This window comes from Microvirga ossetica, assembly GCF_002741015.1.
In the GTDB taxonomy this organism is placed as follows: domain Bacteria; phylum Pseudomonadota; class Alphaproteobacteria; order Rhizobiales; family Beijerinckiaceae; genus Microvirga; species Microvirga ossetica.
In genome coordinates, this window is record NZ_CP016617.1 from 1,026,456 (window position 1) to 1,046,700 (window position 20,245).

General features: G+C 60.3%; 16 protein-coding genes and 3 pseudogenes. 8 read left to right on the plus strand and 11 right to left on the minus strand.

Annotated features, from left to right (window positions below; translation table 11 throughout):
• Positions 1-9: 9 nt before the first annotated feature.
• From BB934_RS32910 to BB934_RS32930, 5 genes are all read right to left on the minus strand, one after another.
• Positions 10-1,029 carry an ABC transporter ATP-binding protein gene (locus BB934_RS32910; RefSeq protein ID WP_099514032.1) on the minus strand — a complete coding sequence of 340 codons (1,020 nt, stop codon included), beginning with the start codon at positions 1,027-1,029 and terminating at the stop codon, positions 10-12.
• The gene (locus BB934_RS32915) at positions 1,026-1,922 is read right to left on the minus strand and encodes an ABC transporter permease (RefSeq protein WP_237050420.1); all 897 of its coding nucleotides are present in this window, start codon (positions 1,920-1,922) and stop codon (positions 1,026-1,028) included. The genes BB934_RS32910 and BB934_RS32915 overlap by 4 nt, the downstream gene beginning before the upstream one ends.
• Positions 1,915-2,892, minus strand: coding sequence for an ABC transporter permease (locus tag BB934_RS32920; protein ID WP_099514034.1), 978 nt, complete (start codon positions 2,890-2,892; stop codon positions 1,915-1,917). Before BB934_RS32920 ends, BB934_RS32915 begins: the two co-directional genes overlap by 8 nt.
• A gap of 161 nt (positions 2,893-3,053) precedes the next feature.
• On the minus strand, positions 3,054-4,709 hold the full coding sequence (locus BB934_RS32925; protein WP_237050421.1) for an ABC transporter substrate-binding protein: 1,656 nt from the start codon (positions 4,707-4,709) through the stop codon (positions 3,054-3,056).
• A gap of 52 nt (positions 4,710-4,761) precedes the next feature.
• The gene (locus BB934_RS32930) at positions 4,762-5,517 is read right to left on the minus strand and encodes an aspartate/glutamate racemase family protein (RefSeq protein ID WP_099514035.1); all 756 of its coding nucleotides are present in this window, start codon (positions 5,515-5,517) and stop codon (positions 4,762-4,764) included.
• Between the two features lie 123 nt (positions 5,518-5,640).
• Here BB934_RS32930 and BB934_RS32935 point away from each other — a divergent pair, with 123 nt between their 5' ends.
• From BB934_RS32935 to BB934_RS32950, 4 genes and pseudogenes are all read left to right on the plus strand, one after another.
• Positions 5,641-6,456 (plus strand): IclR family transcriptional regulator, encoded by an 816-nt coding sequence (locus tag BB934_RS32935; protein WP_099514036.1) that lies wholly within the window; start codon positions 5,641-5,643, stop codon positions 6,454-6,456.
• Between the two features lie 327 nt (positions 6,457-6,783).
• Complete coding sequence (locus BB934_RS32940; RefSeq protein WP_099514037.1) at positions 6,784-8,511, plus strand: M28 family peptidase; 1,728 nt, start codon at positions 6,784-6,786, stop codon at positions 8,509-8,511.
• A 309-nt stretch (positions 8,512-8,820) separates the two neighbouring features.
• Positions 8,821-9,042: pseudogene (locus BB934_RS32945) on the plus strand (IS6 family transposase); the annotation flags it as partial.
• Positions 9,043-9,200: 158 nt separating this feature from the next.
• Positions 9,201-9,900: pseudogene (locus tag BB934_RS32950) on the plus strand (IS6 family transposase).
• 66 nt (positions 9,901-9,966) lie between these two features.
• Here BB934_RS32950 and BB934_RS32955 read toward each other — a convergent pair.
• The 4 genes from BB934_RS32955 to BB934_RS32970 form a co-directional block, all read right to left on the minus strand.
• Positions 9,967-11,730, minus strand: coding sequence for a GMC family oxidoreductase (locus tag BB934_RS32955; protein WP_099514038.1), 1,764 nt, complete (start codon positions 11,728-11,730; stop codon positions 9,967-9,969).
• Between the two features lie 14 nt (positions 11,731-11,744).
• Positions 11,745-12,506, minus strand: coding sequence for a gluconate 2-dehydrogenase subunit 3 family protein (locus BB934_RS32960; protein ID WP_099514039.1), 762 nt, complete (start codon positions 12,504-12,506; stop codon positions 11,745-11,747).
• Positions 12,507-12,517: 11 nt separating this feature from the next.
• Entirely contained in the window at positions 12,518-13,405 is an 888-nt protein-coding gene (locus tag BB934_RS48450; protein WP_162299249.1) for a c-type cytochrome, read from the minus strand.
• Positions 13,406-14,389: 984 nt separating this feature from the next.
• The gene (locus BB934_RS32970; RefSeq protein WP_099514041.1) at positions 14,390-16,000 is read right to left on the minus strand and encodes a Na+/H+ antiporter; all 1,611 of its coding nucleotides are present in this window, start codon (positions 15,998-16,000) and stop codon (positions 14,390-14,392) included.
• Positions 16,001-16,248: 248 nt separating this feature from the next.
• Between BB934_RS32970 and BB934_RS32975 the strand changes: the two genes are divergently transcribed.
• The 3 genes from BB934_RS32975 (at position 16,249) to msrA (ending at position 17,898) form a co-directional block, all read left to right on the plus strand.
• Positions 16,249-16,728 (plus strand): hypothetical protein, encoded by a 480-nt coding sequence (locus BB934_RS32975; RefSeq protein ID WP_157934465.1) that lies wholly within the window; start codon positions 16,249-16,251, stop codon positions 16,726-16,728.
• Between the two features lie 218 nt (positions 16,729-16,946).
• On the plus strand, positions 16,947-17,201 hold the full coding sequence (locus BB934_RS32980) for a DUF2171 domain-containing protein (protein ID WP_099514043.1): 255 nt from the start codon (positions 16,947-16,949) through the stop codon (positions 17,199-17,201).
• 121 nt (positions 17,202-17,322) lie between these two features.
• The gene (msrA, locus tag BB934_RS32985) at positions 17,323-17,898 is read left to right on the plus strand and encodes a peptide-methionine (S)-S-oxide reductase MsrA (protein ID WP_099514044.1); all 576 of its coding nucleotides are present in this window, start codon (positions 17,323-17,325) and stop codon (positions 17,896-17,898) included.
• 169 nt (positions 17,899-18,067) lie between these two features.
• Here msrA and BB934_RS32990 read toward each other — a convergent pair.
• Together BB934_RS32990 and BB934_RS32995 are read right to left on the minus strand one after the other, a co-directional pair.
• Positions 18,068-18,220 (minus strand): annotated as a pseudogene (locus BB934_RS32990) (PQQ-dependent sugar dehydrogenase); the annotation flags it as partial.
• A 298-nt stretch (positions 18,221-18,518) separates the two neighbouring features.
• Positions 18,519-18,902 carry a hypothetical protein gene (locus BB934_RS32995; RefSeq protein WP_237050423.1) on the minus strand — a complete coding sequence of 128 codons (384 nt, stop codon included), beginning with the start codon at positions 18,900-18,902 and terminating at the stop codon, positions 18,519-18,521.
• A gap of 395 nt (positions 18,903-19,297) precedes the next feature.
• Here BB934_RS32995 and BB934_RS33000 point away from each other — a divergent pair, with 395 nt between their 5' ends.
• A complete protein-coding gene (locus tag BB934_RS33000; protein ID WP_099514045.1) occupies positions 19,298-20,179 on the plus strand; it encodes an alpha/beta fold hydrolase in 882 nt (293 codons plus the stop codon).
• Positions 20,180-20,245: the final 66 nt, after the last annotated feature.

Here is a 20,245-nt window from a genome sequence, read left to right on the forward strand (position 1 = left end):
TATCCGCCCTCATGCGTGCGCCAGCCACGTTTCGGTATTTGCCGCCAGCTCGCGCAGAACCGATGCCTCGTCCGCGCGATGGCAGGCAACGCGATGTTCGGGCTCGATTTCACGCAGCGGCGGCGATGCCTTGGTGCAGATGTCCAGGGCGAAGGGGCAGCGCGGCGCGAACCGGCAGCCGGGAGGAGGCGCGAGCAGGTTGGGCGGCGCACCCTCGATCGGTGTGAGTGTCCCACTCGCCGCTCCCGCCAGGTCCGGAAAGGCATTCCGCAGACCCATGGTATAAGGATGGCTCGGCCGGGTGAGAACCACATCCATCGGACCGGCCTCGGCGATGCGGCCGGCATACATCACCACAGTCCTGTCGCAGATGTAGGCAACGACCGAAATGTCATGGGTGACCAAAATCACCGAGATGCCGAGAATGGTCTGGAGTTCGCGCAACTGGTCTAGAATCTGACGCTGGACGATCACGTCGAGCGCGGTCACCGGTTCGTCTGCGATCACAAGCTTGGGGTTAAGCGCAAGGGCAAGGGCAATGGCCACGCGCTGGCGCATGCCGCCGGAAAACTGGTGCGGATAGTCGCGCAGGCGGCTCTTCTCGATGCCCACCATGTCGAACAGTTCTACCGCGCGCAAGCGGGCCTGCCGCGCGTTCATGCCGCCTCGCCGGCGCAGCACCTCGTTGAGCTGATATTCCACGGTGTAGACCGGATCGAGTGAGTTCATCGCGCTCTGCGGAATAAACGCGATGTCACGCCAACGCAGCGCGTTCATCTGCCGTTCGGGAATGGCTGCGATGTCCGTGCCCTCAAGAAGAATTTGGCCGTCGGTGATGCGGGCGTTGTCGGCCATCACACGAGTCAGTGCCCGCGCCACAGTGGTCTTACCGCAGCCGGACTCGCCCACGAGGCCGACGATCGAGCCGCGTGGCACATCGAACGTTGCTCCGTCGACGGCATCGATAATGGCGCCGCCGACGCTGTAGCTGACCTTGAGATCGCGGACGGAGAGAAGGGTCTCGGTCATCGGCCCAACTTTGGAAACAGAATGTTTTCATAGCCCCGCGTGATGAAGAATCCGGCGGAGACCACCAGGATGATGCAGATGCCCGGCGGAACGAACCAGTAGTACGCCTGCTTCGCGAGCGCCTGGCTCGCGAATGCATCCTGTAGCATGTAGCCCCAGCTGATCGATTCCGGATCGCCAAATCCGAGGAACGAGATCGATGCTTCGGTGAGGATTGCCCAGCCGATCGCGATCGATCCGTACAGGAACGAGAGCGGCAGGATGTTGGGAGCAATGTGGCGCAGGATGATCTTCAAGTCTGAGGAACCGGCCACACGGGCCGCATCCACATAACCGCGCGATCGCAGGGTCAATACCTGACTGCGGATGACGCGCGCGGTGTCACGCCACAAGACCAGAGCCATGGCGATCACGACGTTCCAGATGGACGGCTTGAGAAAGGCTGCCAGCACGATCACGAAGGGCAGAAACGGTATCCCGAAGGCAATGTCGGCAAGCCGCATCAGGAGAGCATCGATCCAGCCTCCAAAATAGCCGGAGACGAGCCCGACGATGGAGCCGATCAGAGCCACCATGAAGGCGGCGGTGAGACCGATCAACAACGCCGAGCGGGTCCCGTACACAATCTGGGAGAAGACGTCTCTGCCAAGGCTCGTCGTCCCCAGGATGAATCCGTCCTGGCCCGGGCGCAGATCCGCCGCAAGATCGTAGCTCGGCGTATAGAGGATTTCCGTTGGGTCGTAAGGCGCCAGATAATTGGCGAAGATCGCCGTCAGCACGAAAATGATGTAGACGGCGAGGCCGAAGAGCGCAAAAGGCTCATTGAGCGGAAGCTGGAGACTGCGAAGCAGCCGTGCAATAGGGTTCGAATTTCGAAACGCAACGTCAAGCATGGCTGACCCTTGGATCGAGAAGGCCATAGAGAAGATCAGCGATCAGGTTCATCAGGATCACGACGATCGCGATCAGCAGGAATGCGCCCTGAACCAGCGGATAGTCGGATGCAGAAACCGCGTTGACGAGCTCGCGTCCAAGCCCCGGCCATGAGAACACCGATTCCACGACCACATTGCCTTGAAGCTGATAGCCCACGGCGATGGCGAAGGACGTCATGACGGGGAGCAGGGCGTTGCGCGCTGCGTGGCGAACGACCACCGTCCAGGTGGAAAGACCCTTGATGCGCGCCATGGTCACGAAGTCCTCCTTCATGACATCGAGCATGTTCGAGCGCATCAGCAGGAGCGGCAGGCCCTGGCTGTAGATTGCCAGCGTCAAGGCGGGCAACGTCAGGTATCTCAGGAACTCACCGGAGGTGTAGAGCGCCCAAAGGCTGTCATAGCTGGCGCCGGCCGACCTCGTGCCGCCGGCCGGAAACCATCCGAGCCAGAAGGAGAAGATGGCGAGCAGCACCATGCCCAGCCAGAACTCCGGCATGGCGCGCGTCGTCAGCACCAAGGGTATGGCGACGTTCTCGACGGCGCTCCCCCGGCGCCACGCGAGGTAGGCGCCGGCCAGAATGCCGAAGGCGTAGGCGACGATGAGCGATGAAAAGGTGAGGATCAGCGTGTTGGGCAGGAGCGCCATGATCCGCTCTGCAACCGGCTCCCGATACCGGAAGCTCTGCCCCAGCTCTCCCTGGAGAAGATTGCCAAGGTAGATGATGTATTGCTTCCACAAAGGCTTATCGAGGCCGAACTGCGCCATCAACGCCTGCTGCTGTTCGACCGTGAAAGTGGGATCGATATAGGCGGCCATCGGATTGCCGGGCATCAGGCGGAACATCAGGAACAGGATCGTTACGACCGCCCACAGGACCAGGGCAAACTGAAGCGCCCGGTTGGCCACCGCCTTCAGATGGGACATAGAACAAAAGTCCTTCTCTCGACGCGAAGGGGGGTCACATCAATTCCTTGAGCATCAGACGAGAACAGTGGAGGCTACTTTTCCGCCCGATGCGCCAGTCAAAACCAGACCAGAACCGGGGCAAGGGCGGTGCGTCCTGCAAGGATGCACCGCCACCCAGACTACTTGGCGAGCGTCTCCTTCTGGTCGCCCGGATAGTGCAGGCGTCCGCCCTCGAGCGTGTAGCCGGCGTCCTCCAGCAACTTGGCTGCGATTTTGTTGCCGGCCTTGAAGTTCTTCACGACGGCCTCGTTGTGCCAGAAGCCGAGCGCCGGGGAGACGATCGAGTTCGACGGCTCCGCGAAGCCGCGGAACGCCGCCTTCACGATGAGCTGGCGGTCGACCGCCGCGGAGAGCGCGCGGCGGAAAGCCGGATCGTTGAACGGCGGGCGGCGGTTGTTGAACGCCACATAGCGGAAGCCCATTTCCACCGAGGAAACGACCTCGAGATCCCCGTCCTGCTCTGCTGCCTTGAGAAGCACCTGTGGATCGCCCGCAAAGTCGGCCAGGAAGTTGATCTCACCGGAGCGCAGCATGCCTACGGCAGCTTCCACGTTCGGCACGATGCGGAGGATCCAGCGGTCGGCCTTCGGCGCATTGAAATGCTCCTTGTTGGCCGTCAACACGATCTCCTCGTTGGTGAGCCAGCGCTCGAACTTGAATGGACCTGAGCCGATCGGATTCTTCTCCTGATGACTCTCGGCGTTCTGCTCCTTGGTCTTCAGATCATTGATAGTGGGTTCCCAGACATGTTTGGGAATGAGGTTGATCTTGCCAAGGGTTGACGTAACGAAGGCGGCCGAGGGCTGCTTCAGGGTGAAGGTCAGGGTCGAGCCGTCGCCGATATCGATCTTCTCGATGTTGCTAGCGAATGGTGCGTACATGGGCGCTTCGCCACTGACCGCGGCCTCGAACGAGAACTTGACATCTTCCGGCGTCACCGGTCGGCCATCATGCCACTTCATTCCCTGGCGCAGCTTCACGACGATCGTCTTGTCGCCCTTCCACTCGTAGCTTTCCGCCGCCCAGGCTTTCGGCAGGCCGTCAGGGCCGACGCGAACCAGGCGGTCGTAGACGAGCTCGAACACCCAGCTGTCGACGCCGCCGGAGATGTAGAGCGGATTGATCGCAATCACATTGTCGCCGGAGTTGAGGACAATGTCCTTCTTCTCGCCCAGCGGCTTGAGCGACATGAAGGTCCAGGTGTTGCGAATACCGATGCCGCTCTGGTTGACCACCGAAGCCGGATCCCAGACCTTCTTGTCGAAGGCGAAGGTCTGCTTCGGATGCACCAGCATCATGTTCGGCTGGTCTTGCGCCAGGATTTCCTGCGCCTTGTAGGCTAGCTCCTTGCGCTTGGCCTGGTCGATCTCATTGCGTTGCGCCTGGGCGACCGCATCGTATTCCGGGTTGATGTACCCGATGAAGTTGTAACCCTTCTCAGCCGTCGAGGAATGGAAGAGATTGTAGATGATCTCGTCCGGGTCGGAGCGCTCCGGGCGGCCGACCATCTGCCAGGCCGTCGCGTCCCAATTTTTACGCTGGTACCAGACCACATCCGACATCTGCTCCCACGGCAGGACGCGAACGTTCACGTTAAGGCCGAGCTTGCGCCATTCCTGGGCGATGAGTTGGACCGATTGAAACTCCTGCGGCTGGGAGGCCTGCGGTCGGGTGAAGACTTCGATCGGGCGGATCGCGTCGCCCGCGAGCACTGGCGATGCAGCGAGTATTCCCAGGGATGCGGCCGACAGGACCGCTTTGTACATGAACCTCATATAGCTTCTCCTCTGAAAGACGGTCTGCGCATCATTCTTGTTGGCGGGCGGCTCAGGCCACGCGCAGTGCCTCGAAAGGCTGTCCTGCCTGCATCTTCATCGGCATAGGGAAGGCTGTCTTGGAGTGGGAAAGTCCCATGGAAACCAGTGTTTCGGCGTGCTTCAGCGCTGCCTTGCCGGCGTTCACGGCGGGAGCCCCGACAGCCGCGGATATCTCCTCAGCAAGATCGAGGAAGGACATGGTCATGCACCCGAACAGGAAGGCGTCCGCCCGATCCTGCTTCACGCACAGTGCCGCGGTCTCGACGAGCCGCGCCTTGGTCTGTTCGGGACGTTTCATTAGGTCGAGCACCGGAATGCCTGTCGCGCGCACGGAGGCGAGCTTGTCCCGAACGCCCGCTTTGTAGGCAAGGAATTCCTGACCGGCGACCATGCTGTCAAAGATCGTCAGGATCGAGAATTTATGGCCAAGGCCGGCCGCTAAGAGGAGCGAGCTTTCGCAGGGACCGACCACCGGCATCGTCGTAAGCTCCCGCGCCGCTTCCAGGCCAGGATCGCCGAAGCAGCCGATGATAGCAGCATCGAAGCCGTCGCGCTCGCATTTCATGATGAGATTGATGGTTGCGGGAACGCAGAGGGCTTCCTCATAAGCCGACTCGATCGATGCGGGCCCGTCCGGCACGTCGACGACCGTCACTTCGGTTCCGGGAAAAGCCCAGGAATTCAAAAGCGTCTCACGCCGCCGCATCTCGGCAAGACCCATTGGCCCCTTCGACATCGGGCCCGGGACGACATAGGCAATCCGCATCACTGTATTCCCTCTTTGTTTCATTAGGTAAAACAGCGTTTCTTATTTATTGAGTAGATCACAATTTACCAATATTGCAACTGCCTATGAGACAACAATATTTCCTTCAGAGGAGCGTAGCCGATGAGCAAGACCGACCCGAAGGACTATACGATCGCTGCCGTTCACAGGGCTCTGCTCGTGCTGGAGGCGCTGGCCGAGAAACCTGGGCAGGGAGTGACCACGCTTTCCAAGTCTCTTGGGCTGACGAAGTCGATCGTCTTCCGGCTGTTGCAGACGCTGGAGGATCGCGGCTTCGTCTATCGCGATCCTGAACTGGCTGTTTATTCCCTCGGCTATCGCGTTGGCGTGCTGGGCGAACGGATCGGGCGAGACGGGAGCCTCCTCTTCGCCGCGCCCCCGGTCATGGACGCCTTGCGGGATCGGACCTCAGAGAATGTCAACTTGATCGTCCGCGAAGGCCTTCGGTCGCTGGTGCTGGCGACCCGCTCTGGCCGGCATTCGATCCGGCTGTTCGCTCAGGCTGGGCGCTACGGGCCCTTGCATGCCGGCGGTGGATCCCTCTGCCTGCTTGCCTACTCGGACGATAGTGTCGTGGATGCGGTGCTCGCGAGCCCCTTGGAAGCCTTTACACCTTATACGATCACGGATCAGGAAAAACTCAGCCAGACCCTGGCACGCATCCGCATCAATGGGTATAACATTGCACTTAACGATCTCGATGAGGGCGCGTTCTCCGTATCGGCTCCGATCCTGGGTCCGAATGGAGATGTCATCGCGGCGATATCGGTGGCGGGCGCGATGGTCCGCTTCGACGAAGAAAGGCGCCAGACCTACATTCAGGCGGCACTTGAAGCCGCCGGCGAGATATCGTCCAAACTGTCCGTTCGTCGAACCGAGGCGGGAGATGCACGGGCAGCCGCGAAATTCATCGCCTGAACTCCCTCTGCCAAGTGCCCTCTGCCCTGAAAGTCTGTGCGAAGGGTGAGAGGTTTCTCCGGCGGATAGCCCACCGCCCCCTCACCCGCGCTGCGTTCGGCCTCTCCGCACCGGAGAGTAGGAAGGGCGCGAAACAGGAGCGGCGGACGGGTCTACGTTCACGTTCGTTGCATTTCTTTAAGCAGCGGGTTGTCCTTTACGAAACGAATGTGTGCTGTGGACCCAGCTCTCTGGGACGGGTGCTTGCGCGCCCCTGTTGCCTCTGTTAGCGTTTATACGGTTGGTGAAACGCCGTTTTAATCACTGAAACACAGGGAGAGCGCACCAATGGAAAAGCTGGAAAACGACATTCTTGAAGCAGTCTCGCTCGACGAACCGTGGGCTCTGATCGAGAGCTTCTCCACCTTCAAGCGTGAGCATCCCACTGACGTGAACCGGGGCATGGACGAGGTGGTTTCCCGTCTGCGCAAGCACGGCGTCGAAGTGACCGTCCATGAGCCGAGCCTGTACCTAAGCCTACCGGGCCTCGCGCGCGTCGAAGCGGACGGAAAGACTTTTCGTGCAAAGCCGCCGGCCTATAGCACCGATGCGCAGGGCGGCCTCGAGGGACAACTTGTTTATATCGGCGCGCGACACAATGCGATGATCACTGACATGTTCGAGCAGAAGGTTGAGGCCACTAAGGAGTTGGCCGATCGCGTTCGCGGCAAGATCGTCATCTCTGAAGGCTTCGCGAGTCCAGGCCTCGTCTCTCAGTTCGAGGAGATAGGCGCGATCGGCGTGATCGGGATCAATCCCGGCGTGGACATCCACTGGGGCATCTGCACGACCATCTGGGGTACGCCGGATCTTGACGACCTGCCGCGCAAGCCGAAGATTCCAGCTGTTGCCGTCAACAAGACGGACGGTGAAGAACTTGCAGCAATTGCCGACCGGGGCGGCCGCGTCACCATCTTCACGGAGATGGAGGAAGGCTGGTTCACATCCAAGCTGCCGGAAGTCTTCATCAGAGGGAGCCAGGAGCCAGGAAAATATGTTTTCCTGCACGGGCACCTAGACAGCTGGGATGTCGGCGTCGGAGACAACGCCACCGGTGATGCGACGCTGCTGGAGATCGCCCGCGTTCTTTGGCAGCACAGGGATAAGCTGAAGCGATCCGTGCGAATCTGCTGGTGGCCAGGTCATTCGACCGGCCGCTATGCCGGTTCGACTTGGTTCTCGGACAACTTCGCGCTCGACCTTGAGGAAAATGCCGTGGCGCAGGTGAACTGTGACAGCCCTGGCTGCCGCTGGGCGACCGAGTTCATCAACCTGTCCCGCATGAGCGAAACCGAGGCGTTCATCGCCAGCGTCATTCAAGAGGTTGCGGGCAAACCGATCGAGGGCGAGCGTCCGCACCGCGCGGGTGACTACTCCTTCAACAACATCGGCATCTCAAGCTATTTCATGCTGTCGTCAACCATGCCGGACGTCCTGCGCGAGGAGAAGGGTTACTACACGGTCGGCGGCTGCGGCGGCAACATCGCATGGCATACGGAGAACGACACTCTCGAAATCGCAGATAGAGACATCCTCCTGCGCGATATCAAAGTGTACCTGCTCGCCGTTCTGCGCAACGCCAATGCTGAAGTCCTCCCCTTCGATTGGCGCGCCACCGCACGCGAATTCGCCGAGACGGTTGCAGATTACCAGGAAAAAGCCGGCAACCGATGTGACCTCACGCCGTCTGAGGAGGCTGTTGCAGAGCTTTCAACCGCTTTGGACACATTCTACTCGCGTGTCGAGAGCGGCAGCATCAACCCGAAGGTGGCCAACAGGATCATACAAGACCTTGCGCGCATCCTCGTGCCGATCAACTTCACCCGCGTGAACCGCTTCCGCCACGACCCAGCGCTGACCATCCCGCCACTGCCCTCGATCGCGGTAGCAGCTGAACTCGGCCACCACGGAGAGGCGACGCTCGGCTTTGCCAAGACACAACTCGTTCGCGGACAGAATCGGCTGATCTCGGCATTGCGACAGGCCCGCCGCCATATCGAGCTTGTAATGGGCTGATCTTTACGTTCCGACTCCATCAGGTGGAACGGTGGCTCCGCTCCCCACCTTTCGCCTCTAGCGCGTCATGCGGAAAAGTGAACCCGGTTGTCCGCGTGACGCGTCAGCTGAGGAGCTAAGCATCGATTGGATCCCAAAAGCCGGCTCCACTTTTGGGTCCGATCCTTCAGAATGGTGGGCTTTCCGCGGGAGGCTTCGAGCAGCGCTTTAAGTTCAGCAATTTTCTTCTGACGTCTCATGGGGGATCTGTTGCAAACCGTTCAGTAACTTGGTTCGGCTTACGCCTCCGACACATTCCGGAGGTGCACAATGTTCAAAGGCCGTCATTTTGATCGCTCGGTGATCCTGCTGTGTGTCCGGTGGTATCTGGCATACAGCCTGAGCCTGCGCGATCTCAAGGAGATGATGGCGGAACACTGTGTCTCCGTTGATCACACGACCATTTATCGCTGGACAGTTCACTATGCTCCGCTCCTGCTCGAGCAATTCAATCGGCGGAAGCGCGCGGTCACTGGCAGATGGCATGTGGATGGTGTGTCACGAACACATTTCTGAGGGAGGAGATGTGGAGCTGTACAAGAGATGAGGGTTGGCCCCTCGAGGTCCGCAGTCAGGTGCCGGCCTCAAACGGCTCCGTTGCATTAACCTCGGCCGTATAACGAGGAGCGGTTCATCAAGGATCCGCTTCTGTGTCTCTGTTCAAACGCCGTCGCTTTCCGGTTGAGATCATCCTGCTGTGTGTCCGCTGGTACTGCAAGTACGGGATCAGCTACCGAGATCTCGCCGAGATGATGCAAGAACGTGGCGTCGAGGTCGATCCATCCACGATCTTCCGGTGGGTCCAGCGTTACGCGCCCGAGATCGAGAAACGGGTGCGCCACTACCAGGGTTCCCGTTCCGGATCCTGGCGCGTGGACGAGACCTATGTGCGGGTCGGCGGAAGATGGAAGTACCTATTCCGTGCCATCGACAAGCACGGGCAACTGATCGACTTCATGCTGGCAGACCGGCGAAACACTAGAGCAGCCTACCGCTTCTTGCGTAAGGCCATCAAGGCGATGAGTCACTATCCACCATCCTCCATCACGACGGATAAGCTGGCGTCGTATCCCAAGGCAATCCTGCGCCTGCAGAACGAAGGGCTGCTGTCGAAGGATGTCAAACACTGCACCTCGAAATATCTGAATAACATCCTTGAAGCGGATCCCGGCGCGCTCAAGCGCATGATCCGGCTGACACGCGGCTTCCAGACGATGAAAACCGTCGCCGCGACCCTGACGGGGTTTTGAAATCATGCGCATGATCCGCCGCGGTCATTGCATCGGGCGGGAGCGTCGAGCGACAGGCGAAATCCGTCTTGTCAATCAGCTCCTCGGTCTTGCTGCCTGAGTGGCCCGTTAAACTAGGTCCGTTATGCCGTTTTCAAGTTACTGCAACAGTGCCCAGGCCGCCCCGTCAGATCAGCTGCCCAGGGTTATTGAGATATTTCGACTTCATGGCTTCCAAGGACCGGTAACTCAGCGCCGCGACCGTGTTGGTCGGGTTGTAGCCCGCGTTCTGCGGGAAGGCTGACGCTCCATGAATGAAGACGTTCGGCACATCCCAGCTCTGAAGGTAAGTGTTGGCAGCCGAGGCCGCACGATCGGTGCCGATGATGGCCCCGCCCGTTGTGTGCGTCGTCTGATAAGGCACGATGCTGAACGGCACTGGCGGCAGCGAGATCTTCACGTGCATCGGGTTGGTGGCACGTGCTATTTCCGTTATTCTGTCGGTCAGGAATTGCCGCATCTTCAGGTCGTTCTGGGGGAAATCGAAAGTCACGCGCAGAAGCGGCATGCCATAGGCATCGCGATAAGTAGGATCGAGATCGATATAGTTCGTCCGCCGTGCCGTGCTGCCGCCATGCGCCTGGATGGTGTAGGAACGATCGTACCAATCATGCAGGGCCCTTTTCCAGCCTGAGCCCCAGGATGGCGTCCCGTCGGGCAGCACTGTCTGCTGGATCGGGCGCGCGCCCGTGGTCTGTCCCAAGATGTATCCACCGCCGATGAAACCATGTGGGCCATGGTCGAAATTGTCAGCGTTAAACTCGTCGATCGTCATCCCCATCGCGCCGGCGCCCGCATAGGCGTTCATGCGTTTGTCCGCGTAGAACGGGTAGATGAAGGACATGGTCTGATAGGCAAAATTCTTGCCAACTACACCCTGTCCCGTTGCCGGATCGTAGGGCTGCCCGATGCCCGAGGTGAGCATCAGGCGCACGTTGTGCATCTGGAAGGCGCAGAGCAGCACAAGGTCTGCGGGCTGGAAGGTCTCGCGGCCTGCGATGTCGAAATAGGTGACCCCGCGCGCGGCCTTGCTGTCAGGCGTGAGTTCAATACGCGTCACATGGCTGTCGCAGCGCAATTCGAAATTCGGGCTCTTGAGAGCGACCGGCAGGACAGTGTTGAATGGAGTTGCTTTCGACCAGTTGTAGCAGCCATAGCGCTCGCAGAAGCCACAATAGGTGCAGGGGCCCATCTGAACGCCATCGGGGGTCGTATAGGAGTCCTGGCTCATGTTCGAGGCGGGTTGCGGAAACGGCTTGTAGCCAAGCCGCCTGGCTCCCTCGGCGAAGAGACGCGGACCGAGGCCCTGCTTCAGAGGGGGCGTCGGGTACTCGCGTGAGCGAGGAGCCTCGAAAGGATTGCCTCCCTCCTGGACGGCTCCCTTCAGGTTCCCGGCCTTGCCCGATGTCCCGCAGACATATTCGAATTTGTCGTAATAGGGCTCCAGCTCATCATATGTCACGCCCCAGTCCTGGATGGTCAGCTCAGGATCGATGAAGTTCTTGCCGTAGCGCTGTTCGTTATGGCTCCTCATCTGGAAATCCGCAGGCTGGAAGCGCCAATGTTGGCCGTTCCAATGCAGCCCGGCGCCGCCCAATCCCTCACCGAGCAGGAAGGCTCCGAGCCGACGCATGGGAAGAGCAGCCTCGTCCGGCTTGTTGCGGAAGGTCAGCGTCTCGCGTGCAAGGTTTTGAAAGATCTCGCCGCGGGAGTTCCACTTGATCTCGTCCAGCGCCTGCGGCGCGGCAAAGTCCGGAATCGTGTCGCGATAGCCGCCGCGCTCGAAGCCCACGATCCGCAGTCCGGTGTCGGCGAGCTCGCGGGCGGCAATGCTGCCCGTCCAGCCCATTCCGATGATGACGACATCTACATGGGGCATCTCGCGTGGCATGCAGACCTCCCGATTCAAGGGCCGATAGCGATCGGCTCGATCTCGTAGAGTTCACCATTGAGGTCGACTGCTGGCGTCAGGACCGGATTAGCGCCAGGGAAGTTGATCATGCGCCAAGCACCCATGTCACGGTTTCCGCCGTAGAGCGGATCACCGAGATAGCCTTCGACAGTGTTCTGCCAGAGAATCTGAAAGAAGGTTGCCGACGAGACGCCATCGAGTTCGATCTTGCCGCTTTCCAACAGTGTCAGAACCTCGTCTTGATCAGCTGGGGCGAGTTCGACGAAGCGCTTGCTCTTGCTCCCAAGGCACCATCGGTCGAGTGCCAGAAATCCGGTGCGATAGATCTGGGCTGGGGTCAGAGCGAGTTGCCAGCCCTGGGAACGGGTGCCTTCGGCCCATGGCCCCGCCATGTACCAGCGCGTGGCCGCGCCGAATTGACCGCCAAGCTCTCGGTCGACGAAGGTCACGACTCCGGCCTCCACGCCTCCTGGGCCGAAATCGTCTGCAGGGATGAGCCGGTCGACCATGGCGGTCAACGTCTCCACCTCGGCGCTCGTCAGGAAGCGATAGCCCTGAGGACCGGGGGCGGGAATCTGGCCGGGGCGTGGTAGCTGGTTTTGAGGAGCGACCGGTGCAGGCTGCGGCGTTCCGGCCGGTGCAGGCGCCTGGGCCCTGACTGCATCGGCTACGAGCGCTGTTGCGGCTGCCCCTACTACGAGGAAGTGACGCCGCGACGGGTTTATTACAGGCCGCTCATCGGATGAGTTGGTCATGGTAGCGCTCGCTATTTGAGGCTCTCGAGATAGGCGACCACATTCTGACGGTCCTGATCGGATTTGATCCCTGGGAAGGTCATGTAGGTTCCTGGGGCGTAGCCGCGCGGGTTCCTGAGAAAGGCATCGAGATTGGCCTGGTTCCAATTTCCCTGATGGGCCTTCAATGCATTTGAATACCGGTAGTCGGATATACCAGCGATCGGCCGTGCCGTGGTTCCGAACAGGTTGGGACCAACCCGTGTGGCTCCACCCTTCTCAAATGTATGACAGGCTGCGCAGGCACGCTGAGCCACAGCTTTTCCATGCACCGGATCGGGACCGCCGGCTCCGGCGGGAGGTGGTATCGCGGCGGCGGTTAGGGTCGCTGCCGAATCGCCTGATGCGGCTGTGGGGCCGGTCGCGCCCTCCCCAGGAGCAGCCTTCGGATCTGAGGACCATCCTGTCGGGTTGGATGGAGCGGTGGGAGGACTTGAGGTCGACGGCCTCGGACCAGGCGGTTCTGCACTGGCCTGAAGGTTTGCATTCCCGCCCGCGTTGGGAGAATTCTCGGCCATTTCCGTTCCAAAATACTGGGCAATCGCGCGACGCCAATCTGGGTCCTGCAAGAGTGTATTGATATCTTGGTCGCGGATCTGTGGTGCGTTCTCGACCTTGCTCGCCGGGACCCGGAGCGAAGGACGGTCCCATTCTCCGCTGAACGTTAGGATGCTGTAGGGGATGATCACCCGGTCTCGATCCCAGCCGAGGAAGCCTCCTGATTCAAGCATCACGTATTGTGTCTGTCCCGTGACTTTGTCGATGATCAGATTGGCAACCCGGCCCAAGGTGCGGCCCGTATTGTCAGGATCCACCACCTCAGAGCCGATCAGATCGCGCGAGGAAAGGAAGAAAGGCATGTTTGGCGCACCTATAGTCGCAGATTGCCGTGTCTGCGGAACCGATGCGGCCTGAGGCTGGGCGCTAGCCTGAGCCTGCCCGGCACGCGTTTGAGGCTGGTTGGACACTGTGGACTGAGCGGGATTCTGAGGCGTCGCTGGGGCCTGAGATTGAGATTGCGCCTCGGCAGCTTGACCTGCGGTATCGGGCGGACTGCCCTGACGACCTGCTTGGCCGGGTTCTGCACTTTGCCGAGCCGCCTCAACCGCTCCGGGAGATGTAGCTCCCGGAGACACAGCTCCGGAAGGCGGCGACGGAGCTGCGTTCGCATTGGCGTTCGCTCCGGACCTCGGATCGGTCGATGCTCTCTGTGCGGGTGCGGCAGGCTCGGACGGCTTATTGGCGCGAGCAGGCTCCTGAAGGCCGGCCATTGGGGTTGATAGCTGTATGGGCGGGAGGACAGGCAATTGCAGGAATTGGAGAGCTTGTGACGTTGCCGCTTCGCATCCCGCTGCATCCCGCGCCTTGAGCCTCGCTTCTGCCTCGGTCACGAGCGGTGCTGCGCGAGTTTGCACATCCGGCGCGGCTCTTGGAAGGGCGGTCTGAATGCGGGTCAAATTCTCGGCACAGCTCGCCCAGACAACCGTGGGGCCAAGGGCGGAAAGTGCTGCACACGAGAGCAGGCGTGTGAGTCGACGACGCATGTTTAAGCGTCCTCTCTCTGGTCTGGCCGGGCAGCGACGCCACTGTTCACGATCGACCTGGACCAATATCGAGCACCCTCATAGGCACGTTTTGGCCAACAGGCACACGCAACTTGAAGTCCTGCTTCTGATCGTCATGATGATACTCCTGAGAAACCTACCCTGCAATGAGAGAACCGCCCAAGCGAGACCGGCCGCGAGATGGGGGCAGACCAGACACTGTCTGACTGATGTTTATCCTTCGTCCAAGTTGCCGAGGTTTACTGAGCAAACCTGGCGTGCTCCCTTCGACGGTTGGTTTCAGAGCGGGAGTTCTACTCCACCTTCCCTCTTACAGGCGACACTCGCTTCCTCCAGGTCGAGCTCACGTTCGATGCGTCGGCGCCCTTCATCAGTGATCCGTCCCTCCTGCAACAGCCGGTAAATGAATTCTCGCTCGGCAGTAATCAGCTCCATCCTGAGTTCCGCCGCTACAAAGTCGGTATCGGGCCGGTCGGCCATATTGCCCGGCAACCGCCCAACACGATATTCGTGACGGGCCCGCAGCGTTGCCAGCGCCTCAGGTGGAATCTGGCCATCGGCCGCCCGCTGATCGAGCCGGCATTGTACCAGGGCCAGCGCTTCTGCCCGTGCGGCCAGCTCGGCTTCGTGCTCACGCTGGCGCTCGTCGATAGTGTCGTTCGACAAACCCAGCCAGCGGACGACGCTCGGCAACAATAGTCCCTGTCCAACGAGAGTGATGATGATAACGCCGAAGGTAATGGAGAGAATGAGATCGCGGAGGGGAAACGGGGTGCCGGTTGCGGTGGTCAGTGGAATGGCCAGTGCCGCCGCGAGCGAGACGACGCCACGTATACCCACAAACGCAAGGACGAAGGCATACTGCCAATGCGGAGACGGGTCTCGGCGCGCCAGCGATGAGCTTAGCCAGCGCGGCAAATAGACCGCCGGGAACACCCATAGGAATCGCGCAATGATCACCACCGCAGTGGTGATCAGCACTGCCAGCACAAGGTCGCGCAGCAGGAACGTGTCCCCTTGCTCGAGGAGCGTTCGGGCCTGCAGGCCGGTCACCAAAAAGACAAAGCCTTCGAGCCAATAGACAATCAAATCCCAGAAAAAGATCCCTTGCAGCCGCGTCGCCGCCGGAATGAGCAGCGGCCCGTTCCAGCTCACAAACAGCCCGGCGGCCACTGTCGCCAACACGCCCGATCCGCCCAAATGCTCAGGAGCCCAGAACGCGACATAGGGCGTCATCAACGACAGCGTAATTTCGACGCGAGCGTCCCGTGCCCAGCGCCGCAAGCGGAGGCTCAGCCAACCAACGGCAATGCCGTAGCCGATCTCGCCAACCACGATCACGGCGAACGTCCCGGCGGCCTGGCCGAGGGAGAAGAGACCAGTGCTCACCGCGGCAATCGCGAAGCGGTACAGGATCAGAGCCGTGGCATCATTGGCGAGGCCCTCACCTTCGAGCACGACCAAGAGCCGGCGCGGCAGGCCCAACCGCTTAGCGATGGCCAGGGGTGCGACCACATCGGGTGGCGCCACAATGGCGCCGAGCACGAAGGCGACCGCGAGCGGGATGCCGAGCAGCCAATGGACGGTGACCGCCACCGCACAGGTGGTGAAGATGACGCAGCCGAACGCCAGGAGCGTGATCGGGCGCAGGTTGAACCGGAATTCACGCCAGCTCATGGCGACGCCAGCCGAATAGATCAGCGGTGGCAGGATGCCGAGCAGGACCAGTTCAGGCGCTAGCTCGATCTGGGGCAGGCCTGGCACGAGAGCAAATCCGATGCCGGCGATGACGAGAAGGATCGACGGAGCGGTGTTGAGCCGCCGGGCGAGGATGGCGACGACGACCAGCACCACGAGAAGCAGCAACAGCGTTTGGATCGTTGCCGTCATGCCTCACATCATGTTTAATATCATCGACCGAAGCAATATCGCGCCGCTCATGATCGAACCTATGGTGGGGGTACCTGACGGGTCGATAATTTCGTCCAAGACACCGTCATCATTCAAGTTCATAATGCGACTTCAAAGTGAGGTGCTCGCAGGTGGCGCGAGTGAACCGCCTAGCTAGACTGCCAATGGGCGTTGCCCCCTGATATGGGCCATCATGCGGACCCCTTCGCCTACAAAAGGACAGCCTCATGCCGAGCCATCCTGCCGCCGCTCAATCGACAAACGTTGATTGGAGCCAACTGACCGAACTCGCAAGGTGTTTGCCGACGCAACTCGCGGCTGCTTACGCTCATGAGCACAAACAGGTTCACACCCTGCATGCTGGTCAACAGGAAGAAGCTGTCGACCGGCTGATCGGCGTTCTTGTGACCATGTGGACGAGTTTAGCAAGATATTACCCAGCTGGCCATTTTAAGGAAAAGGACTTGGAGGCCTTCTTCCGAGGTTATCTCGCCAACAGGCAAGCTTGGCGGTCTCTGCTGGTGCATGGGGAATCTCCCAATCCGATTAAAGCACTCGAGGTCAAGCGGGCGGTCCTGGCGGATGCGGAGGATGCCGTGGCTGACACAGTTGCAGCAATTTTTCGTGGAAATGATCGCGTGATGCTGAACCTGTGGACCGACTGGTGGAGTGAAGCAAAAGCGGTGCGTGACAGACCACCTCAATGAGAGTGCGTCGCAAGTTTAAGGCGATGGCGGAAAATGACTGAGGCTTGGCATTGTTACTGGAACCTGAGCGGCGCCTGATCCGAGCAGCTGACTTTCCTGGTTAAGCCGCTGCTGGCGTCGCAAGCTGTCGTTGGCTCTCCACCTTGGTCAGCCGAAAAGAACGTAATTCGTACGGGAGCCCTTAAGGCTGTATTCACGATGAAAGCAGGAGAAGACACATGGCAGCTATTCCCACAATCAGAGAGCACATGGAGGTGATCGGTGCTGACGGTGTTCACATCGGCACCGTCGACCGGCTGGAGGGAAACCGCATCAAGCTGACGAAGAAGGACAGTGGCCAAGGCTCTCACGAGGGCCACCATCACTACATTGCGACGGCTCTTGTCGCGGAAGTCGACGGGGACAAGGTGCGTCTGTCCGCGAACGCCGATGTGGCCATCACCTTCGAGGAGGAGGCGGACGGGAGTGCCTAGGCACTATCGGCCTTAGAGGGGAGGAACGGCCTTAGGCTTCCTCCCCTTCGAAGGCTGGCATCAAGCTGGAAGGCCTAGGTTGGCGGCGGAGGCCAGTCGGAGACATTGAAGGAGGCAAAGCATGGCGACATCAACCGAACGTGCAGTCCTTGCCGGGGGCTGCTTTTGGGGCATGCAGGATTTGATCCGCCGCTATCCGGGCGTGGTCTCAACGCGTGTCGGCTATACGGGTGGCAACGTTCCTAATGCCACCTACCGCAACCATGGAACCCACGCGGAATCCATCGAGATCATCTTTGATCCCGCTACGATCAGTTACCGGAAGATTCTCGAATTCTTCTTTCAGATCCACGATCCGACCACACAGAACCGCCAAGGCAACGATGTTGGGGAGAGCTATCGTTCAGCAATCTTTTACACGAGCGATGAGCAGAAACGGGTTGCAGAAGACACGATCGCCGATGTCAATGCGTCGGGGCTCTGGCCGGGCAAGGTAGTCACAAAAGTCGCTCCAGCCGGCGATTTCTGGCAGGCCGAGCCCGAACATCAGGACTACCTTGAACGGCTTCCGAATGGCTACACCTGTCATTTCGTCCGACCCGGCTGGAAGCTCCCGGCCCGAGAAAGCACTGCTCCGGAGCAAGTAAATGTGGCGTTGGTGCCTAGAGACCTTGCAGTGCCAATCAAGGCCTCATGACATTGGGAGAAAGCAGGTCGTTAGCAACAACCAATTCAGTGGGGACGGGCCAACTTCACTCAAAATGAGGGCTGATGTATTGGGCAACACCTCAATCGTGCTCTAGAGAGGCTGTCGGGGGACGACCCACCGAGTCCGGAGCAATTGGTAGTCTCCAAGCATCCGCTGGTCACTGCGCCGACGTCACCTGCCAAACCGTGCCGCCGGTATCGTCGGCAATCGGCAGGGCGCCGGACCTGTCAATGGCGACGCCGACAGGCCGTCCCCGCGCCTCCTGATCGTTCAGGAAGCCGGTCACCATCTCCTGCGCCTTGTCACCCGGTCAGGGTAGCAAGCGAAGTCCGCGACGGAAGGGCTGCCAGTTCATTGGTCTCTCCTACGTCGTGCAAAGCAGCAATCTCAGGATGGGCTCTGGTCCTGATATGCGTGCCCACGGGCCAGCACCGCCCAGGCACAGTCAGACCATCCCATTAGCCGACCAATGCCAAACGCGCGCGAACATTACAGTCAGCTTGGTGAACTAGGTTGAGGCTCCCAAGGCTGATGGCGCATCGCTGAAGGATGTCGCTCCCTCCTCCCAAAGCCTTGCAGCAAGACCTACAGCCTATCCTGTGCCCGATCTAAGTCCCTGGCAATGGTGCCCGGACCATCCAAATGCCGACGGTGAGGATCACGCCCACCGCGACAATGAAGCCGATAAAGCCCACCGAAACGCCGTCCCACCTGTGATGAGCCGCATCGGGTTTCCAGTTGCCTCCAGTCCAGCGCTCCACGGTCTCATAATAGCGGGCCACCGCGACACTGAAGGGAGTTGGTGGCGTGCCGGCAGCCTCATCATCGGTGCCGAGAGGGGCTCCACTGGGATCTAACATCGGATTCTTGTCCCCAGTCCGACCACTATCAATGTCGCCCTGGAGCATCGCCACAGTCGGGCGGTCGGAGGACGGGGGTGGATCCATCGGCGTGATGGTGTGGGTTGGGGAGATATCAGAATGATCCGTCAAGCGACCCTCCTGGATCATGGGCCAGTCGCGCTGGATAATACGGCACTCACTCAGACTCAGACACGAACATGCCGCATCGTGCCACCTGCTCAACTGCCTTTCCTGACCGGGCTGTGCAGAACCGCTGAAGGAGACCATGGTAGGCCCTCAGGCTTGAGACCCGAACACCTTTGTCCAATCATGCTTCATGGCGACGGCGAGACATCTGTTTTCGCAGCCAGGATGGAAATGGACACGCGCAAGCTGTCTTACCTTGGTGAATTTGTTACGATGCTCCCGTCGTCGCGACCGGGCCCGAATCGTTCGACGGACGCGTATCTTGCCCGCCATCGCCCAATCACGAGACAGCGGCGCCGGTCCTGCCGGGCGGCTACGTGGCAAGGGATCGCATCCCCATGACTTACATCACCACCAAAGACGGCACCCAGATCTTCTACAAGGACTGGGGCTCCAGAGACGCTCAGCCGATCGTGTTCCACCATGGCTGGCCATTGAGTTCCGATGACTGGAACAACCAGATGATGTTTTTCCTGGCGGAAGGATATCGCGTGATCGCCCACGACCGCAGGGGCCACGGGCGGTCGGACCAAACCGACGGCGGCAACGAGATGGATACCTATGCAGCCGATGTCGCCGAGTTGGTCACGACGCTCGACCTCAAGAACGCGATCCATATCGGCCACTCGACCGGTGGCGGCGAGGTCACACGTTATGTGGCGCGCGCGGAACCGGGACGCGTGGCCAAGGCCGTGTTGATCGACGCGGTCCCTCCGGTGATGGTCAAGAAGGATTCCAATCCGGGCGGGACGCCGATCGAGGTGTTCGACGGATATCGTGCCGCACTTGCCGCCAATCGCGCCCAACTTTACCTCGATATTCCGAGTGGCCCCTTCTACGGCTTCAACCGGCCAGGCGCGAACGTGTCAGAGGCTCTGATCCGCAACTGGTGGCGGCAGGGCATGATGGGGAGCGTCAAGGCTGGATATGAGTGCATCAAGGCTTTCTCCGAGACCGACTTCACCGAGGCCTTGAAGGCGATCGACGTGCCAGTGCTGGTGATCCACAGCGAGGACGACCAGATCGTGCCTTATGCCGATTCAGCGCCACTGACGGTCAAGCTCCTGAAGCATGGCATGCTCAAGACCTACAAGGACCTGCCACACGGCCTGTGTCAGACCCATCCGGAGATCGTGAATCCGGAGATCCTGGCCTTCGTTCGCGGGGAGGAAGTGAAGGCAGACCAGCAAGCGGCCGCTGCCGCGTCTGTCATGGCGTGAACTTAGGTTGCAGGCCCGGCCACGCGGCCGGGCCTGCACGAAGTGTCCATACGTGGCGTCAGCGCA